Here is a 21,705-nt window from a genome sequence, read left to right on the forward strand (position 1 = left end):
ATAATAAATCATTAAATTTTACCTTTTTGGGCTTTCATCACAATTCACTCTGACTCGTCGCGCAGCCTATTGTGTTCCTTTGTTAATCTCATGTGTGTGAAAAGCAGTCACATGAAAATAAAACAGTCACGGTGTCACACTACGGGCTTCTCACCTCGCAACCAACCCGTTATCTGAAAGAAAACAAGAAGGTATTGCTATGAAACTTAATCTCGCATTACTGAATGCATGTGTCGTTTCCGCATGCATGCTGTTCACTACGCAAACGATGGCAGAGAAAAAATATGAAATTGCTGTTGTCGCGAAAGTTACCGGTATTCCTTGGTTTACCCGTATGGAAGTTGGCGTAAATGAAGCAGCAAAAAAACTGGATGTTAATGCTTATCAGGTTGGGCCTGCCACGCCAGACCCGGCGCAACAAGTTAAAGTCATTGAAGACCTTATTGCCAAAAATGTAGATGCCATCATTGTGGTGCCGAACGATGCCAAAGTGCTGGAACCAGTACTGAAAAAAGCGCAAGAGAAAGGCATTGTGGTGTTAACTCACGAATCTCCTGATCAACGTATCGGGCAGTGGGATGTTGAGACCATCGATAGTGAAAAATATGCTCAGGCCAACATGGACGAACTGGCGAAAGCCATGGGGGGCAAAGGGGGTTATGCGATTTATGTGGGTTCCCTGACTGTGCCATTGCATAACGCTTGGGCGGATTATGCTATCAAATACCAGAAAGAAAAATACCCCGATATGTTCGAAGTTACTCCACGCCTGCCAGTGGCTGAGAACATTGATAAGTCTTACTCCACCACTCTGGATCTGATGAAAACCTATCCGAAAATGAAAGGGATCATTGGTTTTGGTTCACTGGGGCCAATCGGTGCCGGTCAAGCAGTGGCTAAGAAACGCGCGAAAGATCAAATCGCAGTAGTGGGTATCGCCATGCCAGCACAGGCAGCGCCATATCTGATGCGTGGTGATATCAAAAAAGCCCTGTTGTGGGATCCAAAAGACGCCGGTTTTGCTGTGGTGCAGATTGCAGATCAATTACTGAAAGGCCAAAAAATCACGCCAGACTTGACCATCGAAGGCTTGGGTAAAGCCGATGTGGATAGCGAGAAAGGAGTGATCCGTTTCAACAAGATCCTTGAAGTCACTAAAGATAATGCGAAAACATTAGGTTTCTGATTTTCAGACGCCACACCAGGGAATTACCGGCTAACGAGCCGTGCTTGGCAGTAAATCAGGCAGCGGGAGAGCATCCCCGCAGCCCTCACCATCATCACCGAATTGCTGTAAAAATAGCGCCATGTTTATGGCGTTAGGGAAGGTATTGTCATGACTCAGGCCAACGCATTTATCACTCTTGAAAATATCAGTAAGCGATTCCCCGGCGTGCTGGCGCTGGATCAGGTGAATCTCACACTGAATAAAGGAGAAGTGCACTGTCTGGCAGGCCAGAACGGCTGCGGCAAGAGCACCATTATCAAAGTGATTTCAGGAGTTTATCAGCCAGAGAAAGGCGCAAGTATCCTGATAGACGGCAAGCTGTTCCATCAGTTTACGCCGCAACTCTCATTCTTCTATGGCGTGCAGGTGATATATCAAGACTTGTCGCTATTTCCTAATCTCACCGTTTCGGAAAATATTGCCGTCCACCGTTATCTGCCAGGTGGTGATTTTTGGGTGAAGCGTAAAAGTATGCGTGAGCGTGCGTTAGCCGCCATGCAGCGAGTGGGTGTCACCCTTGATCCCGATAAAAAAGTTGAACAACTCTCTATTGCTGACCGCCAGTTAGTGGCGATTTGCCGCGCTATCGCTGCCGATGCCCGCTTGGTGATTATGGATGAACCTACTGCCTCGCTAACCAGTCAGGAAGTGAAAGGCTTGCTGGATGTGGTACGTGATCTCAAATCACAAGGTATCTGCGTGGTGTTTGTTAGCCACCGGCTGGATGAAGTGATGGAAGTGGCCGACAGAATCAGTGTCATGCGCGATGGCCAACTCATTGGTACCTGGCCGGCCAGCGAACTGGACAGCCATGAGCTGGCGTTCCTAATGACCGGCCAGCGCTTTACCTACAGCCAGTTGCCGCCACTGGCGGCCGGAGCCACGCCGTTGCTGGAAATCAAAAAACTGAGTCGTGGCGAGCAGTTTCGTAACATCGATTTGACCCTACATCAGGGCGAAATAGTGTCGATCACCGGTTTACTGGGGGCGGGGCGTACTGAGCTGTGTCTGAGCCTGTTTGGCATGACCCAACCCGATAGTGGCGAGGTGTGGGTAGCCGGTGAACAAGTGCATTTCCGTAACAACCGTGATGCGATCCGCCACGGGATCGGTTATGTCTCTGAAGATCGCCTGACACAGGGATTGATCATGGAGCAATCGATCTATGACAACACCATCGTGTCCGTTTTTGACAAATTACATACCCGCAGTGGATTGTTGGATCATGCCAAAGCCGCAGCGCTGGTGAAAAAACTGGTGCAAGATCTGAACATCAAAGTGTCCGATACCGCCCTACCGGTCAAGACGTTATCGGGTGGTAATGCACAGCGCATCGCTATTGCTAAATGGGTAGCGACGCAACCGCGTATTTTGATCCTCGATTCTCCGACCGTCGGCGTGGATATCGCCAACAAAGAAGGGATTTACCATATTGCCAAAGCTTTGGCAGAGCAGGGGATGGCGGTATTGATGATTTGTGACGAGATCCCGGAGGCTTACTACAACAGTCACCGGATATTAGTGATGCGCAAAGGTGAACTGGTGGCCGAGTTTTACCCGCATCAGTGCACCGAACAACAGGTAGCCGAGGTGGTCAATGGATAAGCTAAAACTGCGGCAACTGACGGGGCGACATGAGTTTTATCTTGGGCTATTGGTATTACTGTTAGTCATCGGACTGAGTGTAAAAAGCCCGGAGTTCCTGACCTTAGGGAATCTGACCGATGTCGCCACCAGTTATGCCATTTTGGGTATTCTGGCCTGTGGCCTGTTTGTGGTGCTGATTGCCGGTGGTATTGATATCTCCTTCCCGGCGGTAACGGCCATTGCGCAATATGTCATGGCATCGTGGGTGATTACCCATGGCGGCAGCTTCGCGCTAGCGTTTGTTCTGGCCATGTCAGTTGGTTTAGTGCTGGGGCTGATCAATGGGTTGCTGGTGTATTGGTTGAAAGTCCCAGCGATAATTATCACCATTGCCACACTGAATCTGTTCTATGGCCTGCTGGTTTATTTCACCAACGGTACCTGGTTGTACGGCTTCCCTGACTGGTTTATGACCGGGATTAACTGGTTCTCGTTTACCGGCAGTGACGGCTATGACTATGGCTTGACACTACCGCTGTTCTGCCTGGCGGCGACCATCATTTTCACCGGTGTATTGATGAACTACACCCGCCTTGGGCGGCAGATCTTTGCCATGGGCAGCAATAAAGATGCGGCTTCCCGTCTGGGCATTAATATTCTGCGTTTGCATCTCTACGTCTATGGCTACATGGGCATGCTGGCGGGGGTGGCGGCGGTGGTACAGGCGCAGATTTCCCAGTCAGTGGCACCGAACTCATTGATGGGGTTTGAGCTGACCGTGCTGGCCGCCGTGGTCTTGGGCGGCACCAGTATGACGGGGGGCCGTGGATCCCTCAGTGGCACCGTGCTCGGCGTGATGTTGCTGGCATTTTTGCAAAACGGCCTGACGCTGCTGAGCGTCTCCTCTTACTGGCATACGGTTTTCAGCGGCGCAATCATTTTGGTGAGTATCAGTACCACCGCATGGAATGAAAAACGCAAATTGCTGAGGGAGCACTGATATGACCTGGCTAAACCGAATTATTCCTGATGACCGCATTATCCGCCTGCAATTATTGATTCTGGTGGCAGTGATGTTGGCCTTCTCATTGACCTTGGGACAACGCTTCTTCAGCTTGGGTAACTTCCAGTCTATTTCCTCGCAGTTGCCGATTTTAGGCATGCTGGCGCTGGGGATGGGGCTGACCATGCTGACCGGCGGTATTAACTTATCCATTATTGCCGGAGCGAACGCTTGCTCATTAGTCATGGCTGCCATCATTGTCAGCCACCCTGATCAGCCGCTGTTTCTGCTACTGGCATTAGTTGCTGGCTTGCTGGTGGCGGTGGTGATTGGTGCGTTGAATGGCTTACTGATTTCAGTGGTCGGGGTGTCGCCAATTCTGGCGACGTTGGGCACCATGACATTGATTACCGGCCTGAATATTTTATTGTCCAACGGTGACGTGATCTCTGATTTCCCACCGGTGATTCAATACATTGGCAGTGGTGATATCGCCGGTATTCCGGTCGCGATGATCTTGTTCTTGCTGGTCTCCGCTGGGTTGTGGGTACTTTTGGAACACACGACCTTGGGGCGCAGCATCTATCTGGTCGGCTCCAATGAGCAGGCCAGCCGTTTTAGTGGCGTGAATACCCATCGGGTACAGGTCGCGGTCTATATCCTGTCAGCCATATTAGGATGGGGGGCGGCTATCCTGATGATGGCGAAATTTAACTCGGCCAAAGCCGGTTACGGCGAATCCTATCTATTAGTCACCATTCTGGCATCGGTATTGGGTGGCATTAACCCGGATGGCGGCTTTGGCCGCATCATCGGCTTGATCCTGGCGCTGGTGGTACTGCAACTATTGGAAAGTGGCCTGAATTTGCTGGGGGTGAGTAGCTACCTGACCATGGCGTTATGGGGTGGGGTGCTGATCCTCTTTATCGCATTACAGAATCGTAAGGCTTAAGAATTGAGGGATACAACAATGGCAAGTTACTTTATCGGCGTAGATGTAGGGACCGGCAGCGCAAGGGCCGGAGTATTCGATTTGCAGGGCCGCATGGTCGGGCAGGCCAGCCGTGAAATTACCATGTTTAAGCCCAAGGCGGATTTTGTTGAGCAGTCTTCCGATAATATCTGGCAGGCGGTGTGTAATGCGGTACGAGATGCGGTGAATCAGGCTGATATCAACCCGATCCAAGTGAAAGGGCTGGGGTTCGATGCCACCTGTTCGCTGGTGGTGCTGGATAAAGAAGGCAACCCGTTGACCGTTAGCCCGTCGGGGCGCAGCGAACAGAATGTAATTGTCTGGATGGATCATCGTGCCATTACCCAGGCAGAAAGAATTAATGCCACCAAACACCCGGTATTGGAGTTTGTTGGCGGCGTGATTTCACCTGAAATGCAAACCCCAAAACTGCTGTGGTTGAAACAGCATATGCCAACCACGTGGAGTAATGTCGGTCATCTGTTTGATTTACCGGATTTTCTCACCTGGCGGGCGACCAAAGATGAAACTCGCTCGCTCTGTTCCACGGTATGTAAATGGACCTATCTGGGCCATGAGGATCGCTGGGACCCGTCCTATTTCAAATTGGTCGGGCTGGCTGATTTGCTGGACAACAATGCGGCGAAAATCGGCGCTAGCGTTAAACCAATGGGCGAGCCGTTGGGTCGTGGGCTCAGCCAACGCGCGGCATCAGAAATGGGGTTGATCCCTGGCACTGCGGTCAGTGTCTCTATTATTGATGCCCATGCTGGTACCATTGGCATCCTCGGTGCCAGTGGTGTGACTGGCGAAAATGCCAATTTTGATCGGCGCATTGCGCTGATTGGTGGCACCTCAACGGCACATATGGCGATGTCCCGTTCCGCGCATTTTATTGGCGGCATCTGGGGACCCTATTATTCGGCTATTTTACCGGAGTACTGGCTAAATGAGGGCGGGCAGTCGGCGACGGGAGCATTAATTGACCATATTATTCAAACACATCCGTGTTATCCACAGCTGTTGGCACAGGCCAAAAGCAAAGGTGAGACTATTTACGAGGCGCTAAATCATATTCTGCGCCAGCTTGCCGGTGAACCGGAGAATATCGCCTTCCTCACCAAAGATATTCACATTTTGCCGTACTTCCACGGTAACCGTTCACCGCGCGCGAATCCGAATCTGACGGGCATTATTACTGGTTTGAAACTGTCTACTACCTTTGAAGATATGGCGTTGCGCTATTTGGCAACCATTCAGGCGCTGGCGCTGGGAACACGGCATATCATCGAAACCATGAATAAGAACGGCTATTGCATTGACACTATGATGGCCAGTGGCGGCGGGACTAAAAACCCGATCTTTGTACAAGAACACGCTAATGCGACGGGTTGCGCCATGTTACTGCCGGAAGAGAGTGAAGCCATGTTGCTCGGCAGTGCCATGATGGGCACGGTCGCAGCAGGTGTGTTTGAGTCGCTGCCGGAGGCGATGGCTGCCATGAGCCGCATTGGTAAAACGGTCACACCGCAAACTAACAAAATCAAAGCCTATTACGACCGTAAATACCGCGTGTTCCACCAGATGTATCACGACCATATGCGCTATCAGGAACTGATGCAGGAGGAAGGATGAGCCAGAGTGATGAATGGCAGATAGCCAGTGACGCATGGATGACTTATAGCCGCGAGCTGGCGGCGTTAAAGGATAATGTCGATCCGCAAGTGTGGTTGCAGGTGCTGGAGATGTTGGCTGGGTGCCGTGGCAAAATCGCGGTAACTGGGGTGGGCACATCAGGTATTGCCGCACGAAAGGTTGCTCATATGCTGGCTTGCGTAGAGCAACCGGCGATTTACCTGAATGCTACGGATGCTGCGCACGGCGATTTGGGTTTTCTCGGGTCACAGGACATCATCATTTTGATCTCTCGTGGTGGGAATTCCGATGAGCTGACCCGGTTGCTGCCAACGCTGCAACGCAAGCAAGTGCAGATTATCAGTGTAACGGAAAACGAGCAGTCGGCTATCGCGCAGGTATCTGCCTTGGTGCTGAAAACGCATGTGAAGCAAGAGATAGACCCGCTGAATATGTTAGCAACCACATCTATTGTTCTGGTATTAGCCCTGTTTGATGCTATCTGCGCCTGCCTGATGGCACGCAGAGGTTTTACCAAACAGGCCCTACTGGCGGTGCACCCTGGCGGAGATGTGGGTATCGAATTACGTAAACAGCAGTAATTAACCGATAAAAAACACCGCACCAGTGTCATCACGCGGTGTTTTTTATTCTTAATATTTCAATGTATTACCAGAAACCCAGCACTTTCCACCAGGCGCTACCGATAATCAGCCAGATAGGGATAACCACCAGACTTATCAGGAAACCAATCTTCCACCAGGTCGCCAGTGGGATAAAGTTACAACCAAACAGGATAGGGGCCGGGCCGCCAGAGTAGTGGGTAGTTGCCATATACAGGTTACTGAACATACCGAATACCAATACTGTCAGCATTGGCGGAGCACCTGCTGCAATAGCAATGGAGACAAAAATGGCATACATGGCACTGATATGGGCGATGGCGCTGGCCATCATATAGTGGCTGTAATAGTACGCCAGCAGCAGGATTCCCATCATTGGCACCCAGTTCATCCCCTGCACTGAACCGGCAATTGATGAGCCAAACCAGGTAATAAAGCCCAGCTTATTCAGTTGGCTGGCGAGAGTTAGCAGTACCGCAAACCAAATCACCGTATGCCAGGCTTCTTTCTCGGCAATCACATCATCCCAGGTCAGTGCGCCACTCAGTAATAGAATTGCCAGTCCAATAAAGGCGGTCATGGTGGCATCAATATTCAGTGCTGCGCCACATACCCACAGCGTCACCAGCCCGACGAAGACAGATAGTACAATCCATTCGTTGCGGCTCATTGGCCCCATTTCTTTCAATTTCACCATTGCCAGGGCGCGCATTTCCGGGGTTTTCTTTATTTCTGGCGGATAGAAGCGATACAGCAACAACGGGATTACTGCCAAAGAGATTAAACCAGGGACGATGGCGGCCAATGCCCAACTGGTCCAGGTAATGGTAATCCCCATTTCACCGGCCAGTTTGCCAATCATTGGGTTACCGGCCATTGAGGTCAGGAACATCGCACAGGTAATGGCATTACACTGGAAGATACATTGCACCAGAAATGCCCCGATTTTGCGCTCGGTACCGCGTTCTGGTGTCGATTCATAGGCTTCAGAAATTGAGCGGAACAGCGGCGTAATGATGCCACCACATCGGGCGGAGGTAGACGGCATCGCCGGTGCGAATAGCAAATCGGTTAGAACCAAACCATAAGCCAGACCTAGCGAGCTGTGGCCCAACTTACTGATAAACAGATAACCGACCCGGCGGCCAAAACCTGTTTTAATAAAACCGCGTGAGATAAAGAAGGCGCAAGCTATCATCCAGATTGTCGGGTCAGCAAAACCAGCTAACACTTCTTTGATGCTCAACAAACCTGTAGCCGCGACGACTGTCAGGCTGAATATCGCCATTGCTCCTAACGGATATGGCGATAGGATCAGGCCGATAACCGTTGCTGCAAAAACCGCCATCAGGTGCCAGGCGCGCGGATCAACCGATTCCGGGACTGGGCTAAACCAGATACCTATCCCAATAAATAGGATAAGTAACATCCTTCCTATACGTGTTTTGAATATCGACATGATTATTTACCCTGATGCTATTTTATGTGCAGTGTTAATCATCGCCAGTGAAAAAGCGGTAATAATGAGATGATTAAGGCGATGGTTATATGAAATAACTGTATATACCCGTCATACTTCAAACTGCATGTGCGTTGGCTGCCATCACTCATCCAAGCCATTGAATTATCTCAACTTATTAGGTTCACTTCGTTGCCGCCTTCCTGCAAATTGAATTATTTAGAGTATAGACAAAATAACCTAGTCATTTTGATCAAAGTCATTCTTATATTGTTCGGGATGAGGATGCATAGCGGGATATATATATTATTCTGGCGCGAACAATTCAGAAGAAATTTAGCGGTTACTCTACTTTATTAATTATCCTACGCGGGATTTTATCTGTTAAAACAACGTAATTTTGCATTAATAGACGAGAGGGTAAAGCCAGGGGCAGCCTGAGTAGAGGAAAGTCGGACAGATTAAATCTATTGGTAAAGATTAATGTATAAACGTTGCTTATTGGATTTATTACTTTTTGCCTACTGGCAATTGAATATTATTCTGAGTGTAGCCCTATTTTTGGCAACAAAAAAACCCGCACCAAGGCGGGTTCTTTTTATTCAGAATAACGTAACGGCTCAGAGCTATCACCTTCATCTATCGTACGTTATTCCAATAGTTTTGGTATCTATTATTGGCTGTTACAGCGCAATAACATTTGCCGCTGCTGGGCCTTTAGCGCCGTTCTCAATAGAGAACTCAACTTTTTGACCTTCATCTAAGGTTTTAAAATCATTACTCTGGATGGCAGAGAAGTGAACGAACACATCTTTGCTACCGTCAGCAGGAGAGATAAAACCAAAACCTTTATCAGCGTTAAACCATTTTACTAAACCAGTCATTTTATTAGACATAGAGATACTTCCTTCAATTATTTTTGATTGCCGCCATAGGCGAACGGATAGGCTTGGGTACAACTTATGGGGCACTTAGAAGGAATTTCGCGAAGAAGAGGTATCTGTCTGATAACGCTAATACGGAGAACTGCTTTACTAAAACTGCTTGCATAAATGTTACTGTCAACCGGGTACTGCTTATTACTTTATTTGGAGAGCGGGTTACACTGCTCGGGTCTGGCCGTCATCGCTATCGGCAACCTGCTCCCCTAATCACGCTGTATTACAGAGCGACTACGTTTACCGCTGATGGGCCTTTAGCGCCGTTCTCAATAGAGAACTCAACTTTTTGACCTTCATCTAACGTTTTGAAATCATTGCTCTGGATGGCAGAGAAGTGTACGAATACATCTTTGCTACCATCAGCAGGAGTGATGAAACCAAAACCTTTACCAGCGTCAAACCATTTTACTAAACCAGTCATTTTATTAGACATAGGGATACTTCCTTCAATTATTTTTTGCCACAATAGTGCGGCGAACGTGGTCTGTTTTTCAGCGGATTACTTATTTGGGCACTTAGGAGGAGACTCACGGAGAAGGGATATCTATGGATAACGCTTGAACTGAGGACTGCTTTACTAAAACTGCTTTCATAAGGTCTGTGTTCCAAACCGATGAGGCTATTTAACCACAACACATTCCTCGTGGCAACACAATATTTGACTATCATAATCAGTATCAATAGTTTTTTCATCTGGAAGGGGGCGAGAGGTAATACCTTTTATGTTACTAAAAAGCCTATTACACCGATAAAAGTTGTTGCTAAATTGTGGGGTATTTTTTGTGTTAATGCGCTAATAGCCGGAGGGGGATCCCCCCGGCTGATTAATTTAGCGAGGAGAAACTGTTACTGTGCCGCTACGATCACTGGCAATCATGACGCGTTGACCCGCACTGAAACGCGTTGGCCCTTGTGCCTGTACGACGACGATACTGCTGCCATCATCTCGGCGAATTTCCAGTTGTACACCTTCACTACGGTTCATGGCGCTTTGCACACCTTGACCTGCCATACCACCGGCTACCGCACCACCTGCCGTTGCCAGGCTATTACCACGGCCACCACCTATAGTGTTACCCAAGAAGCCCCCGACTACAGCACCACCAATGGCACCGGCCACATTATTTTCACTGCCGCCCTGAATGGTGACTGGCCGTGCAGAGATAACGGTGCCGTAGGTTACGGTCTGTACTTGTCGTGCCTGAGAGGCGGTGAAAGTATCACCAGACGCAGTTCTGTTGTTGGCACATCCACTTAATACTGTCGCTGTAAGTGCTACGGCAATGACCAGCTTATTCATAATCAAACCCCTATTATCGGTACAAATCAGACTTCGTCGGCAATACCCTTCCTACTTGACGTTGCAGCAGTGTTAGCTGTTTTCACTCTGAACCTTGATAAGCTCAACGAGATGCGCTTGTTACCTCACTGTAACGGCAATTACTTTGAGTATAGATAATTGTTAACAATGACTATAGCGTGAGAACTCTTAATCTGAGGAGATAAATATGATAGCAGTGTACATATAGGCGGATTCTCGCCTTATTTTCATGTTACCGTCATGCTAAACATAGTCATTTATCGACTCAGGAAGGCTGTCTTGCTACGCTCTATTCTTGCTGCCAAAATTTTCCGCCTCGACTTAGGTCGACTAATCCTTATTCTAGCTGTAATGAGCGCTTTTGTGACGCTTGCAAACAGTTTCTATGCCAGTTATCGGGTACAGCGGCAGCTACTGATTGATAACACACTCGAAGCCAACCGTGTTTATGCGACTAAACTGGCATCCAGTACGGATATTTTCCTGAGAAGCGCGCAAAAGCAACTGCATTACAGCAGTATGATTGTCGCCAAGAATTTTGATGATCATGAGGTGCTGCAAGCGGAAACCGCACGGCTAAAATACCAAACCGATAGTTTTAACTCGGTGGTAATAACGGATGCACATGGTGTTATCCGCGCAACATCCCCGGACAATTTCCAGTTATTAGGTCACGTATTGACATCACCAGGGTCAGTGGAGGCGTTAAAACTACGTCGCCCGGTAATTAGTAAGCCTTATGTATCGGCAGCAAATAATCTGGTTATCAATATCTCGACCCCCATCTTTACGCCGGATGGACGTTATCGCGGTTATATCGGCGGTACTATTTACCTGCGCAAGCAAAGTATTTTAAATGAGCTATTGGGTGAGCATTATTATCGTGATGGCTCCTATATCGTGGTGCTCGACAGCGATCGGCGCATCCTTTATCACCAAGATACCAGCCGTATCGGGGAAATACTTGAACCTAAGCCCATCACGGAAGCGATAAAAACCGCCACTAACGGCAGCTTGATGGTTACCAATACTAGCGGCGAATCGATGCTGGCGGGCTATGCCATTGTCGAACCCTCCGGTTGGGAAATCATTACCTTACGGCCCGAAGCGTCAACGTTGAAGCCACTGGAAGGTTTAATGCTAAAAGGGCTTGGTCATATCACGCCATTGGCGCTACTCACTTTGCTGGGTGTTTGGCTGTTATCCCGGTTAATTGCCCGCCCGCTGTGGTTGCTCGCCGGCAGTGCCAACCATATGGATAAGCCCGATATTGCCAGCAGCATCAAGGAAATTCCTTCCTGGTATTTCGAATCGACCCAACTCAAACGGGCGCTATTGATTGGCATCAGTTTGTTGCAAAAGAAAATCGGTAAATTGAAGTTTGAGGCACAAACTGATCCCATGACTGGCCTGTTTAACCGGCGTGGATTGGCCATCACCCTCGAGCCTATCTCACAACTTGGGCAGCATTTTTCGGTTATTGCACTGGATATTGACCACTTTAAGTCGATTAATGACGCTTACGGCCACGACGTTGGTGATGAGGTTATTAAGCAATTGGCAGTCCAAATCCGCGATAGCTCCCGTGACACGGATATCTTGTGTCGTAGCGGAGGGGAGGAGTTCCTGATGTTGCTACCGGGTACTACGTTGGATGTGGCCACACAGGTCGCTAACCGGCTGCGTCAAAATGTAGAAAAGATGGTGATATCGGACATTCGTCCCATTACGATTTCGCTAGGCGTGGCGTACTGGAATGGCGAGGGTGTGCTGGAAGATTCGCTCAAACTGGCAGATGAAGCCCTATATCGAGCGAAACAGCAAGGGCGCAATCGGGTAGAGATTGCGTAATAAAAAAGGCGCGCTCCGTGTGGAGTACGCCTTTTTAAACAACAACTTAACTGACTAGTATCAGTTCATGCCGTATTTTTTCAATTTCTTACGTAGCGTACCACGGTTGATGCCCATCATCAGGGCAGCACGGGTTTGGTTGCCACGGGTGTATTGCATCACCATGTCCAACAATGGCTGTTCAACTTCAGCCAGTACCAACTCATACAGGTCACTCACATCCTGACCATTCAGTTGAGCAAAATAGTTCTTCAGTGCTTGTTTAACCGAGTCACGCAAAGGCTTTTGAGTCACCTGATCTTGTGAATTTACGGTTGCAACGGTCAGTACGTCAGAATTTACGCGTTGTTCGAACATAGTTCTGTCAGCTCTTTTTTCTGTTTACGCAAGATTTTCGAAATATGCCTCCAACGCCTCCAGCTGTTCGCTGGCATCCTCAATGGCGTTGAATGTGCGCCGAAACTGGTCGTTAGGGGCGTGCTCCTGGAGATACCAAGAGACGTGCTTACGTGCAATACGAAATCCCTTGCCTGGACCATAAAAGTCGTGCAATTCCCGTATATGCCCGTTTAACAAGCGCTGCACTTCGCCAAGTGGCATCGGTGGCAGCAGCTCCCCAGTGTCCAGATAATGCTGGATTTCCCGGAAGATCCAAGGTCTTCCCTGAGCGGCACGTCCTATCATCAGAGCATCAGCCCCAGTGTAGTCGAGCACCGCTCTGGCTTTATGCGGGTCAGTGATGTCGCCATTCGCGATAACGGGAATGGAAACAATCTGCTTAACTGCCCGAATGCTGTCGTATTCCGCCTCACCATTAAACAGGCAAGAACGGGTTCGGCCATGAATCGTCAGGGCTTGTATACCACAATTTTCGGCCAGTTGGGCAATTTCTATACAATTACGGTGTTCGGTCGACCAACCCGTCCTGATCTTCAGCGTTACTGGCGCATCTACCGCATTAACCACTGCGGAGAGGATTTGTTTAACCAAATCAGGATGTTGCAATAATGCAGAACCTGCCAGCTTGCGATTCACTTTCTTGGCCGGACATCCCATATTGATATCGATGATTTGTGCACCATTAGCCACATTGATTCTGGCTGCTGCTGCCATCTCATCCGGGTCGTTACCGGCAATTTGCACGGTACGAATCCCAGGCTCATCGCTATGAACCATACGCAAACGCGACTTATCCGTCCGCCAGACCTCGGGATTCGAGGAGAGCATTTCAGATACCGTCATCCCAGCCCCCATGCCATGACATAGCGCTCTGAAGGGGCGGTCTGTTATACCAGCCATCGGGGCGGCAATCAGGCAATTTGTAAGCTGGAAGTGTCCAATACGCATAGACAAAGAATGACCACACTGTGTCCGTAAGGGCGCGTATATTACGCATTTTTGCGCCCAGATGAAAGGCCAAACTTTGACCAATTGATGAAAAAAGAGCGATAAAATACCCGCCAAGCTGTGCTAATTAATTATTTATCCATATATAACATGGTGTTAACTAAAATTGATTAATTTGTGCGCTTCAGGATTTTCTCCTAAACATCACAATTATCGACTAGTTATGCTACATCTGCCTGGTCGAAAGTGCTGATTTATTCATCAAATCAATGATAAAGCACAGATGGAAATGAGTCAGACCTCCCATTTTGATTAAAAAGAGAGTGTGGTCGATTGCCAGAAATGCTAACTCAGCAAGGGATGTGATGGCCCCCTGCTAAGGTTTAACCGCCCTGGCAGGGGCGTCGGTTTTTGCGCGTTTACCGCTTGATACCGGTAATACGGCACCACTCTTCTTTCTCTGCCACTGGATCGAGGGTGAACTTATCCTCGTAAGCCTGTGCGACGCCCTCCGCCTGGGTCGCCAGTACCCCGGACAGACCCAAATGACCGCCGGTTACCGGTAGTACACTAATCAGTGGCGCCAGTTCGCGCAAGGGACCTGCCAGAATATTGGCGACCACCACATCAGCAGATAAGTCTGCTGGCTGGTCTTTGGCGAGATACAGCTCCAGACGCTCTGAAACGCCGTTACGCTGTGCGTTATCACGACTGGCTTGAATGGCCTGCGGATCGATGTCGATGCCAATAGCGCGCGTTGCACCGAGTTTTAGCGCTGCAATTGCCAGGATGCCAGAGCCACAACCGAAGTCGATAACAGTTTTACCGTCCAGGCTGAGGCCATCGAGCCATTGCAGACACAATGCGGTGGTTGGATGGGTACCGGTACCAAATGCCAAACCGGGGTCCAGCATCACGTTGACCGCGGTTGGGTCCGGCACATCACGCCAGCTCGGGCAGATCCACAGGCGCTCACCGAAACGCATCGGATGGAAATTATCCATCCATTCACGTTCCCAATCCTTATCTTCCAACTGCTCAATCTTATGGATAAAGCCTTTACCGAGTTGCGGGTTGTATTCCAGCATGGCGATCACTGCGGCCATCTCCGTTTCAGCATCATACAGGCCAATCACATCAGTATCGCCCCACAGTCGAGTTTCGCCTGGTAGTGGCTCAAACACCGGATTATCGTGAGTATCCTGAAACGTAACTGACACCGCGCCACTTTCAATCAATGCGTCCCCAAGGGATTCGGCCTGATTGCCGGTGGTGTTTAATTTTAGTTGAATCCAAGGCATAACTTTTCTCTCAAAAGCTCAATCCCCTTCATCTTTCAAGTCGCAGGGGGGTTGGCTGTGCTCACGCCACCCGAATCACTTGACTGTGTAAGCTCATCGGGATGCCCTCGCTTGCCGCCTTCCTGCATCTTGAAATCTATTGGGTATATAATTGAGCTGATATAAATTAATCGTTTCTAATCAGCGCTAACTACCACGGGCTGTCGCGCTCTAGCCCTGTCGCCAAACTGATTACCGATATAAAACGCCAGCAGATTAAGCACCAGCGACGGCACTATCGGGTGTAGGCCAGCTATCTTAATATTGAAACTGGCCAATACCGTATAGCATACCGCACCGACAATCATAGAGCTAAGGGCTCCGTGAGCATTGGCGCGCTCCCAGTACAGCCCCAGCACCAATGGCCAGAGGAATACCGCTTCCAGACCACCAAAGGCCAACAGATTCAGCCAGATAATCATTTCCGGCGGCCGCCAGGCAGCAAGTAACAGTAACAGCCCCAGAATAAGCGTCGATAAGCTGGAAATACGCGCCAACTTGCGTTCATTCTTCAACTCTTCCGGCCACAGATTGAGATATAAATCTTTCACGATGGTTGCAGAAGATTGCAGCAACTGGGCATTGATGGTCGACATAATCGCCGCCATGGGTGCCGCCAGAAAGATCCCGGCAGCAAAGGGCGGTAACACGGTGATCATCAGTGTCGGGATCACCTGATCGGGGATCTTCAGGTCCGGCAGGATAGCCCGGCCCAATGCGCCAGCCAAATGCATGCCGAACATCAGGATGGCGACCACAATGGTGCCGATGATAATGCCACGATGTACCGCTTTGCTATCACGATACGAAATACAGCGCACGGCAGTATGTGGCAGGCCAATCACGCCAAAGCACACCAGGATCCAGAACGAGGCCATAAACGGCAAATCAAGGATCTTGTCACCACCTTGCGGTGAAACTAGCGCTGGATCAATATGTTGTAGTGTATCGACGGCTTTATGCAGCCCGCCTGCGGCATGGATCACTGCAACCAATAGCAAAATAGTGCCGATCAACATCACCAGCCCTTGCAAGGCATCGTTCAATACACTGGCGCGGAAACCACCAAAAGAGGTATATAACGCGATACTGATACCAAATATTAATAAGCCGGTATCGTAAGGAATGCCTGCCGCAGTTTCCAGCAAACGTGCACCACCAATAAATTGCACGGTCATGGCACCGACAAACGCCACCAACAAACTGATACTGGCCAGCCACACCAGCAATCGACTCTGATAGCGGGCATACAGCATATCGTTGAGGGTTACAGCGTTATAGCGGCGCGCCAGAATGGCAAACTTCTTGCCCAGAACACCCAGCGACAGCCAGACCGCAGGTAACTGGATCATCGCTAATAACACCCAGCCAAGGCCATACTTATAGGCAGCACCCGGCCCGCCAATAAATGAACTGGCACTGATATAAGTGGCGGTCAGGGTCATTGCCAGTACGAATCCTCCCATCGAGCGATTGCCGATAAAGTATTCGTTTAGAAAACTTCCGGTTTTTTGGCGGGTATAGGCATAAATTGATAAGCCAAATACCATTGCCAGATAGCCCACTAATGGCAGGACAACATCAGTTTGCATTCTCATCCTCCAACGGAATATCGCGGAAGACGAAACGCACCATCAGAGCGCACAACACAATAAACACCAGTGGCAGCGCAATACAGGCGGCTTCAAACCAAACTGGCAAGCCACTCATACCAGGGATATTACCGGGCAAATACGCAGTCAATATCCAGCCCGCCAAATAAGCCAATGTTAAACCAAAGGCCCAGCGCGCTTCTTTGTGGGCTTGTATAAATCTTGTTTCCATAGTTCTCCCCATACCCTTTGTACTTGGCGCTACAGCGTTGTTAGCCGCTCTCACCCACCCGAATCACTGACGTGAGTCAGCTCATCGGGATGTGTTCGTTTGCTGCCTGGCTGTCACACCAATTACTGTGGGTAATAATACCTTCGTACTTGGCGCTACAGCGTTGTTAGCCGCTCTCACCCATCCGAATTAACTTATCGGATTTCATTAGATTGCCGCTTGACTACAACACCAATAACTTCAGATAGATAAGTCGAAATAAAGTCTCAAAAGAAAAAAGACCGGTGATTAACCGGCCTTGATATAAAAGACTAACAGCATGAAAGGCGAAATATCAGGTTTCTTGTAACCCGAGTTTCTTCTCCAGATAGTGGATATTGGTGCCACCGTGCTGGAAGTTTTCGTCGTTCATGATGCGCAGCTGTAACTCAACGTTAGTTTTGATACCGTCGATAATGAGTTCTGCCAGCGCATTTTTCATACGAGCAATCGCCACGTCACGGTTTTCACCGTAAGTGATCAGCTTGCCGATCATGGAGTCATAATATGGTGGCACAGTATAACCGGCGTAAATATGAGACTCCCAACGCACACCAAAACCGCCCGGCGCATGGAAACGGGTAATTTTACCCGGACTTGGCAGGAAGGTATTCGGGTCTTCGGCGTTGATACGGCATTCCACGGCGTGGCCGTGTACCTTCACTTCATCTTGTTTGATGGAGAGAGGTTGGCCCGCAGCGATACGCAGTTGTTCTTTGATCAAATCGACACCGGTGATCATTTCGGTAACCGGATGTTCAACCTGAATACGGGTGTTCATTTCAATGAAATAGAACTCGCCGTTTTCATACAGGAACTCGAAAGTCCCCGCACCACGATAGCCGATCTCTACACAGGCTTTCGCGCAGCGCTCACCGATATAACGGCGCAATTCGCTGGTGATGCCCGGTGCTGGTGCCTCTTCAACCACTTTCTGGTGGCGGCGCTGCATAGAACAGTCACGCTCAGCCAGATAGATAGCATTACCCTGACCGTCAGCCAAAATCTGAACTTCGATATGGCGTGGGTTCTCAAGGTATTTCTCCATATAAACCATGTCGTTATTGAAAGCCGCTTTGGCTTCCGCACGGGTCATGTTGATGGACTGCTCGAGATCTTTATCATGACGAACCACACGCATGCCACGACCACCACCACCGCCAGATGCCTTGATAATGACCGGGTAACCGATACGTTTGGCAAAGGCTTTATTCTTGGTAGTGTCGTCAGTCAATGGGCCGTCAGAGCCAGGTACGCAAGGTACACCAGCTTTCTTCATCGCGCTTATTGCTGAAACTTTATCACCCATCAGGCGAATAGTTTCGGCACGTGGGCCGATAAAGATGAAACCTGAACGTTCTACCTGTTCGGCAAAATCAGCATTTTCAGACAGGAAACCATAGCCGGGGTGAATAGCCACCGCGCCGGTGATCTCAGCCGCAGAAATGATTGCCGGGATGTTCAGATAGCTTTTAACAGAAGGTGCGGGACCAATACAAACAGTCTCGTCAGCCAATAACACATGTTTAAGATCACGATCCGCAGTAGAGTGAACTGCCACAGTTTTGATCCCCAGCTCTTTACAAGCTCGCAGGATACGCAGCGCAATCTCACCACGGTTAGCGATTACGATTTTATCAAGCATGGAACGCCTCGTTACTCGATGACGACAAGAGGCTCGTCGAATTCAACCGGCTGACCGTTTTCAACCAGAATGGCTTTTACAGTACCGGATTTATCTGCTTCGATTTGGTTCATCATTTTCATCGCTTCAACGATGCAAAGAGTGTCACCAGCAGAAACTTTCTGACCTACTTCAATGAAGGCTTTAGCATCCGGGCTCGGGGTGCGGTAGAAGGTACCGACCATTGGGGAGCGCACGATATGGCCACTGATTGCTGCTGGTGCAGCCGCTTCAGCAGGTGCTGGTGCAACGGCGGCAGCCAGTGCGGGCTGTTGCTGTGGTGCAGCAAAAGCATATGGCTGTTGCATCATTGGGTAGTTTGGTGCGGCGGGAGCACGACTGATACGTACTGACTCTTCGCCTTCTGAGATTTCCAGCTCTGAAATGCCGGACTCTTCAACCAGTTCGATCAGTTTCTTAATCTTACGAATATCCATGAGTGTGATTCCGTACTCTTTGTGTGTTGCATTAGTTGGATTTTGACAAGCGATTTACCGCTGCCTGTAAAGCAAAGTTGTAGCCATCTGCGCCAAGTCCACAGATTACGCCAACTGCAATATCAGAGAGATATGAATGATGACGGAAAGGCTCCCGGGCATGCACGTTAGATAAATGGATCTCGATAAACGGGATCTGTACACCTAACAATGCATCACGCAGTGCCACGCTGGTATGCGTAAACGCTGCTGGGTTGATCAGGATAAAATCGGTATTACCCCGTGCCTGATGAATTCTATCGATCAGCGCGTGTTCTGCATTTGACTGCAAATGAGACAGCGCCACATCCAATCCCTGGGCTTGAGCCTCTAACTGACTGACAATCTCAGCCAATGTAGTGTAACCGTACTTTTCCGGTTCACGCGTTCCAAGCAGATTCAGGTTAGGGCCATTCAGAAGCAAAATGTGCAACTTATCCGACATTGTGCTGGTATCTCCGGCAATTAGTCCATCATCGTAAAAAATAACCTGATGTCACCGATTTGTCACCTTTTTACGACGAATTTGACACTGCGATCGGCACTAAGGTCGGGCATTATAATGATATCGTAGCAATTAGCAGCTAAATACTGGTCTTATCAGCGAAGATATTCAATAGAAAAGAGTGCGAACTGTGCGTTCAGCATTATTTATGACGGGAAGAATCATGATAAGTTCCGGCCACTAACGGCACCATTGCCGAAATTTTTTATAGCGTAGTGCCAGCAATATAACCGCCGCCACGGCGTAGATAATCGGCAGTGGCGAAAGCGTTTTCACCGACCAAAGATAATGAATTGGCGCAAGGATGGCGACAACATACACCAAATTATGCAGTTTTTGCCAGTTGGGTCCCATTTTCCGTTGCGCCCATAAGGTGGAGGTGGCGGCCAGTGATAGTAACAATAACCAACTGATAATTCCCAATGTCAGATAGGGGCGGGTGACCAGCTCGCGCCCCAGCAGGCCAATATTACTCAGCCCCAGTTCCAGCAAGGAGTAGCTGACTAAATGCAGGGTTCCCCAGGCAAAACACCATAAGCCTAATAACCGGCGGCAGCGGATCAACAGGGGCTGTTTACCATAACGCGCCAGCGGCGTGACCACTAAAGTGGCTAGCAATAGTTTCAGTGTCATGCGGCCGGTAAAATGCTGAATATCTTTGGCGGGGTCGGCACTGAGCCAACCCTGATTAACCGATAAAATAAGCCACAGCAAAGGCAGCGCTGCTGCCAGCCAGATAGCCACTTTTAACCCTTTAATCTGCCGTAGACTCAGGCGCATCAGAAATTCTCCCGCAGATCCAAGCCACGGTAGAGGGATGCAACTTGGTCCGCATAACCGTTGAACAGCAGAGTAGGTTGGCGCTGCACATCAAGGATACCGCCGGCGCCGATAAAGCGCTCAGTAGCTTGCGACCAACGCGGATGATCGACATGGGGATTCACATTGGCATAAAAACCATACTCGTTAGGCGCACTGAGGTTCCAAGTGGTGGGCGGCTGATCATGGGTCAGGCGAATATGAACGATAGATTTTATCCCTTTAAAACCATATTTCCACGGTGTGATAAGCCGCAGCGGGGCACCATTTTGCGGTGGCAGGGCTTTGCCATACACCCCCAGAGTCATAAAGGCGAGTGGATGCATAGCTTCATCCAGTCGTAAGCCTTCGACATACGGATATTTTAGCCCGCCACCAATAAAACGGTCTTCCTGTCCCGGCATCTGATCCGGTGCATACAGCGTTTGAAATGCGACATAGCGGGCATTACTGGTCGGTTCAACCAGCTTGAGCAGTTTCCCTAACTCAAAACCAATCCACGGCACCACCATGGACCAGGCTTCGACGCAGCGCATACGATAAATGCGTTCTTCCAGCGGGAAGCGTTTTATCAGGTCATCGATATCCAGTGTCATTGGTTTAGCCACATCACCGTCGATACGTATCTGCCAACCCTCAGTTTTTAGCGTGCCAGCATTGGCGGCGGGATCAGCTTTATCCAGACCAAATTCGTAGAAGTTATTGTAACCAGTCACTTTCTCTTCCGGTGTCATCGCCAGATCCGGGTGGTACACCGTTGATTTGGTAAACTCCAGTGGCTTACCTGAGGGCGCTTTAGGGCGATCATTGCCTTTAAACCATGCTAACAAGTCGGCCTGTGCCGCGGTGGGCAAGGCCAGTGACGCCGCCGTGATCCCCAACGCCTGCAACACCTTGCGGCGCTGATAGAAAATACTTTCTGGCGTGATGTCAGCTTCGGTCAGCTTGCGTGGTTTGGTACTGCTACCACGAAGACTATTTTTTGAATGAGAGAAAAAGTTGTGCATAGACCTACTCCATTGGGCAGGGGAGTCATACTGACCGTTATGG

General features: G+C 49.4%; 21 protein-coding genes. 7 read left to right on the plus strand and 14 right to left on the minus strand.

The annotated features are described in order from the left end of the window. The first annotated feature begins 199 nt into the window (after positions 1–199). The 6 genes from V2A85_RS12135 to V2A85_RS12160 all read left to right on the plus strand — a co-directional run bounded on the left by V2A85_RS12135 (position 200) and on the right by V2A85_RS12160 (position 7,028). Positions 200–1,186, plus strand: a complete 987-nt coding sequence (locus V2A85_RS12135; RefSeq protein WP_005191421.1) for an autoinducer 2 ABC transporter substrate-binding protein — start codon at positions 200–202, stop codon at positions 1,184–1,186. Between the two features lie 150 nt (positions 1,187–1,336). After that, positions 1,337–2,833 carry a sugar ABC transporter ATP-binding protein gene (locus tag V2A85_RS12140; protein WP_372560383.1) on the plus strand — a complete coding sequence of 499 codons (1,497 nt, stop codon included), beginning with the start codon at positions 1,337–1,339 and terminating at the stop codon, positions 2,831–2,833. After that, entirely contained in the window at positions 2,826–3,815 is a 990-nt protein-coding gene (locus V2A85_RS12145; protein WP_032907665.1) for an ABC transporter permease, read from the plus strand. The genes V2A85_RS12140 and V2A85_RS12145 overlap by 8 nt, the downstream gene beginning before the upstream one ends. A 1-nt stretch (position 3,816) precedes the next feature. After that, positions 3,817–4,770, plus strand: a complete 954-nt coding sequence (locus V2A85_RS12150; protein WP_420071531.1) for an ABC transporter permease — start codon at positions 3,817–3,819, stop codon at positions 4,768–4,770. An 18-nt stretch (positions 4,771–4,788) separates the two neighbouring features. Next, positions 4,789–6,426 (plus strand): FGGY-family carbohydrate kinase, encoded by a 1,638-nt coding sequence (locus V2A85_RS12155; RefSeq protein ID WP_372560385.1) that lies wholly within the window; start codon positions 4,789–4,791, stop codon positions 6,424–6,426. Further along, positions 6,423–7,028 carry a KpsF/GutQ family sugar-phosphate isomerase gene (locus V2A85_RS12160; RefSeq protein ID WP_083162165.1) on the plus strand — a complete coding sequence of 202 codons (606 nt, stop codon included), beginning with the start codon at positions 6,423–6,425 and terminating at the stop codon, positions 7,026–7,028. The genes V2A85_RS12155 and V2A85_RS12160 overlap by 4 nt, the downstream gene beginning before the upstream one ends. 67 nt (positions 7,029–7,095) lie before the next feature. On the opposite strand, the gene V2A85_RS12165 is transcribed toward V2A85_RS12160, so the two are convergent. The 4 genes from V2A85_RS12165 to V2A85_RS12180 form a co-directional block, all read right to left on the minus strand. Continuing rightward, positions 7,096–8,508, minus strand: coding sequence for an anion permease (locus V2A85_RS12165; RefSeq protein ID WP_042568990.1), 1,413 nt, complete (start codon positions 8,506–8,508; stop codon positions 7,096–7,098). Positions 8,509–9,191: 683 nt separating this feature from the next. Beyond that, positions 9,192–9,404 carry a cold shock protein CspG gene (cspG, locus tag V2A85_RS12170; protein ID WP_032907660.1) on the minus strand — a complete coding sequence of 71 codons (213 nt, stop codon included), beginning with the start codon at positions 9,402–9,404 and terminating at the stop codon, positions 9,192–9,194. Between the two features lie 265 nt (positions 9,405–9,669). Then, complete coding sequence (cspE, locus tag V2A85_RS12175; RefSeq protein WP_005163090.1) at positions 9,670–9,882, minus strand: RNA chaperone/antiterminator CspA; 213 nt, start codon at positions 9,880–9,882, stop codon at positions 9,670–9,672. Positions 9,883–10,278: 396 nt separating this feature from the next. Beyond that, on the minus strand, positions 10,279–10,749 hold the full coding sequence (locus V2A85_RS12180; RefSeq protein WP_083162175.1) for a glycine zipper 2TM domain-containing protein: 471 nt from the start codon (positions 10,747–10,749) through the stop codon (positions 10,279–10,281). A 312-nt stretch (positions 10,750–11,061) separates the two neighbouring features. Between V2A85_RS12180 and V2A85_RS12185 the strand changes: the two genes are divergently transcribed. Then, the gene (locus tag V2A85_RS12185) at positions 11,062–12,621 is read left to right on the plus strand and encodes a sensor domain-containing diguanylate cyclase (RefSeq protein ID WP_420071532.1); all 1,560 of its coding nucleotides are present in this window, start codon (positions 11,062–11,064) and stop codon (positions 12,619–12,621) included. Positions 12,622–12,681: 60 nt separating this feature from the next. Here the strand turns inward: V2A85_RS12185 and fis are convergent, their stop codons facing one another. The 10 genes from fis to msrP all read right to left on the minus strand — a co-directional run bounded on the left by fis (position 12,682) and on the right by msrP (position 21,662). Beyond that, positions 12,682–12,978: a DNA-binding transcriptional regulator Fis gene (fis, locus tag V2A85_RS12190; protein WP_002210061.1), complete on the minus strand. Its 297-nt coding sequence runs from the start codon at positions 12,976–12,978 to the stop codon at positions 12,682–12,684. 24 nt (positions 12,979–13,002) lie between these two features. Continuing rightward, entirely contained in the window at positions 13,003–13,968 is a 966-nt protein-coding gene (dusB, locus tag V2A85_RS12195) for a tRNA dihydrouridine synthase DusB (protein WP_083162177.1), read from the minus strand. A gap of 419 nt (positions 13,969–14,387) precedes the next feature. Beyond that, positions 14,388–15,269, minus strand: coding sequence for a 50S ribosomal protein L11 methyltransferase (gene prmA, locus V2A85_RS12200; protein WP_372560386.1), 882 nt, complete (start codon positions 15,267–15,269; stop codon positions 14,388–14,390). 176 nt (positions 15,270–15,445) lie between these two features. Continuing rightward, positions 15,446–16,900, minus strand: a complete 1,455-nt coding sequence (panF, locus tag V2A85_RS12205) for a sodium/pantothenate symporter (RefSeq protein ID WP_372560387.1) — start codon at positions 16,898–16,900, stop codon at positions 15,446–15,448. Further along, positions 16,890–17,132 carry a YhdT family protein gene (locus V2A85_RS12210; protein ID WP_372560388.1) on the minus strand — a complete coding sequence of 81 codons (243 nt, stop codon included), beginning with the start codon at positions 17,130–17,132 and terminating at the stop codon, positions 16,890–16,892. Before V2A85_RS12210 ends, panF begins: the two co-directional genes overlap by 11 nt. Before the next feature lie 334 nt (positions 17,133–17,466). Further along, on the minus strand, positions 17,467–18,816 hold the full coding sequence (gene accC, locus V2A85_RS12215) for an acetyl-CoA carboxylase biotin carboxylase subunit (protein ID WP_083162186.1): 1,350 nt from the start codon (positions 18,814–18,816) through the stop codon (positions 17,467–17,469). Between the two features lie 11 nt (positions 18,817–18,827). After that, a complete protein-coding gene (accB, locus tag V2A85_RS12220) occupies positions 18,828–19,292 on the minus strand; it encodes an acetyl-CoA carboxylase biotin carboxyl carrier protein (RefSeq protein WP_004701474.1) in 465 nt (154 codons plus the stop codon). 31 nt (positions 19,293–19,323) lie between these two features. Beyond that, positions 19,324–19,776 carry a type II 3-dehydroquinate dehydratase gene (gene aroQ, locus V2A85_RS12225; RefSeq protein WP_083162188.1) on the minus strand — a complete coding sequence of 151 codons (453 nt, stop codon included), beginning with the start codon at positions 19,774–19,776 and terminating at the stop codon, positions 19,324–19,326. Positions 19,777–20,016: 240 nt separating this feature from the next. After that, positions 20,017–20,616, minus strand: a complete 600-nt coding sequence (gene msrQ / locus V2A85_RS12230; RefSeq protein WP_372560389.1) for a protein-methionine-sulfoxide reductase heme-binding subunit MsrQ — start codon at positions 20,614–20,616, stop codon at positions 20,017–20,019. Then, a complete protein-coding gene (msrP, locus tag V2A85_RS12235) occupies positions 20,616–21,662 on the minus strand; it encodes a protein-methionine-sulfoxide reductase catalytic subunit MsrP (RefSeq protein WP_372560390.1) in 1,047 nt (348 codons plus the stop codon). The genes msrQ and msrP overlap by 1 nt, the downstream gene beginning before the upstream one ends. Between the last annotated feature and the right edge of the window lie 43 nt (positions 21,663–21,705).

It is taken from the genome of Yersinia sp. 1252 StPb PI, assembly GCF_048593885.1.
GTDB lineage: Bacteria > Pseudomonadota > Gammaproteobacteria > Enterobacterales > Enterobacteriaceae > Yersinia > Yersinia enterocolitica_E.

What these genes read in the sequence shown, in the direction of transcription:
- V2A85_RS12135 (WP_005191421.1), top strand. Translation starts at nt 200, where the DNA reads ATGAAACTTAATCTCGCATTACTGAATGCATGTGTCGTTTCCGCATGC.
- V2A85_RS12140 (WP_372560383.1), top strand. Translation starts at nt 1,337, where the DNA reads ATGACTCAGGCCAACGCATTTATCACTCTTGAAAATATCAGTAAGCGA.
- V2A85_RS12145 (WP_032907665.1), top strand. Translation starts at nt 2,826, where the DNA reads ATGGATAAGCTAAAACTGCGGCAACTGACGGGGCGACATGAGTTTTAT.
- V2A85_RS12150 (WP_420071531.1), top strand. Translation starts at nt 3,817, where the DNA reads ATGACCTGGCTAAACCGAATTATTCCTGATGACCGCATTATCCGCCTG.
- V2A85_RS12155 (WP_372560385.1), top strand. Translation starts at nt 4,789, where the DNA reads ATGGCAAGTTACTTTATCGGCGTAGATGTAGGGACCGGCAGCGCAAGG.
- V2A85_RS12160 (WP_083162165.1), top strand. Translation starts at nt 6,423, where the DNA reads ATGAGCCAGAGTGATGAATGGCAGATAGCCAGTGACGCATGGATGACT.
- V2A85_RS12165 (WP_042568990.1), bottom strand. Translation starts at nt 8,508, where the DNA reads ATGTCGATATTCAAAACACGTATAGGAAGGATGTTACTTATCCTATTT.
- cspG (WP_032907660.1), bottom strand. Translation starts at nt 9,404, where the DNA reads ATGTCTAATAAAATGACTGGTTTAGTAAAATGGTTTAACGCTGATAAA.
- cspE (WP_005163090.1), bottom strand. Translation starts at nt 9,882, where the DNA reads ATGTCTAATAAAATGACTGGTTTAGTAAAATGGTTTGACGCTGGTAAA.
- V2A85_RS12180 (WP_083162175.1), bottom strand. Translation starts at nt 10,749, where the DNA reads ATGAATAAGCTGGTCATTGCCGTAGCACTTACAGCGACAGTATTAAGT.
- fis (WP_002210061.1), bottom strand. Translation starts at nt 12,978, where the DNA reads ATGTTCGAACAACGCGTAAATTCTGACGTACTGACCGTTGCAACCGTA.
- dusB (WP_083162177.1), bottom strand. Translation starts at nt 13,968, where the DNA reads ATGCGTATTGGACACTTCCAGCTTACAAATTGCCTGATTGCCGCCCCG.
- prmA (WP_372560386.1), bottom strand. Translation starts at nt 15,269, where the DNA reads ATGCCTTGGATTCAACTAAAATTAAACACCACCGGCAATCAGGCCGAA.
- panF (WP_372560387.1), bottom strand. Translation starts at nt 16,900, where the DNA reads ATGCAAACTGATGTTGTCCTGCCATTAGTGGGCTATCTGGCAATGGTA.
- V2A85_RS12210 (WP_372560388.1), bottom strand. Translation starts at nt 17,132, where the DNA reads ATGGAAACAAGATTTATACAAGCCCACAAAGAAGCGCGCTGGGCCTTT.
- accC (WP_083162186.1), bottom strand. Translation starts at nt 18,816, where the DNA reads ATGCTTGATAAAATCGTAATCGCTAACCGTGGTGAGATTGCGCTGCGT.
- accB (WP_004701474.1), bottom strand. Translation starts at nt 19,292, where the DNA reads ATGGATATTCGTAAGATTAAGAAACTGATCGAACTGGTTGAAGAGTCC.
- aroQ (WP_083162188.1), bottom strand. Translation starts at nt 19,776, where the DNA reads ATGTCGGATAAGTTGCACATTTTGCTTCTGAATGGCCCTAACCTGAAT.
- msrQ (WP_372560389.1), bottom strand. Translation starts at nt 20,616, where the DNA reads ATGCGCCTGAGTCTACGGCAGATTAAAGGGTTAAAAGTGGCTATCTGG.
- msrP (WP_372560390.1), bottom strand. Translation starts at nt 21,662, where the DNA reads ATGCACAACTTTTTCTCTCATTCAAAAAATAGTCTTCGTGGTAGCAGT.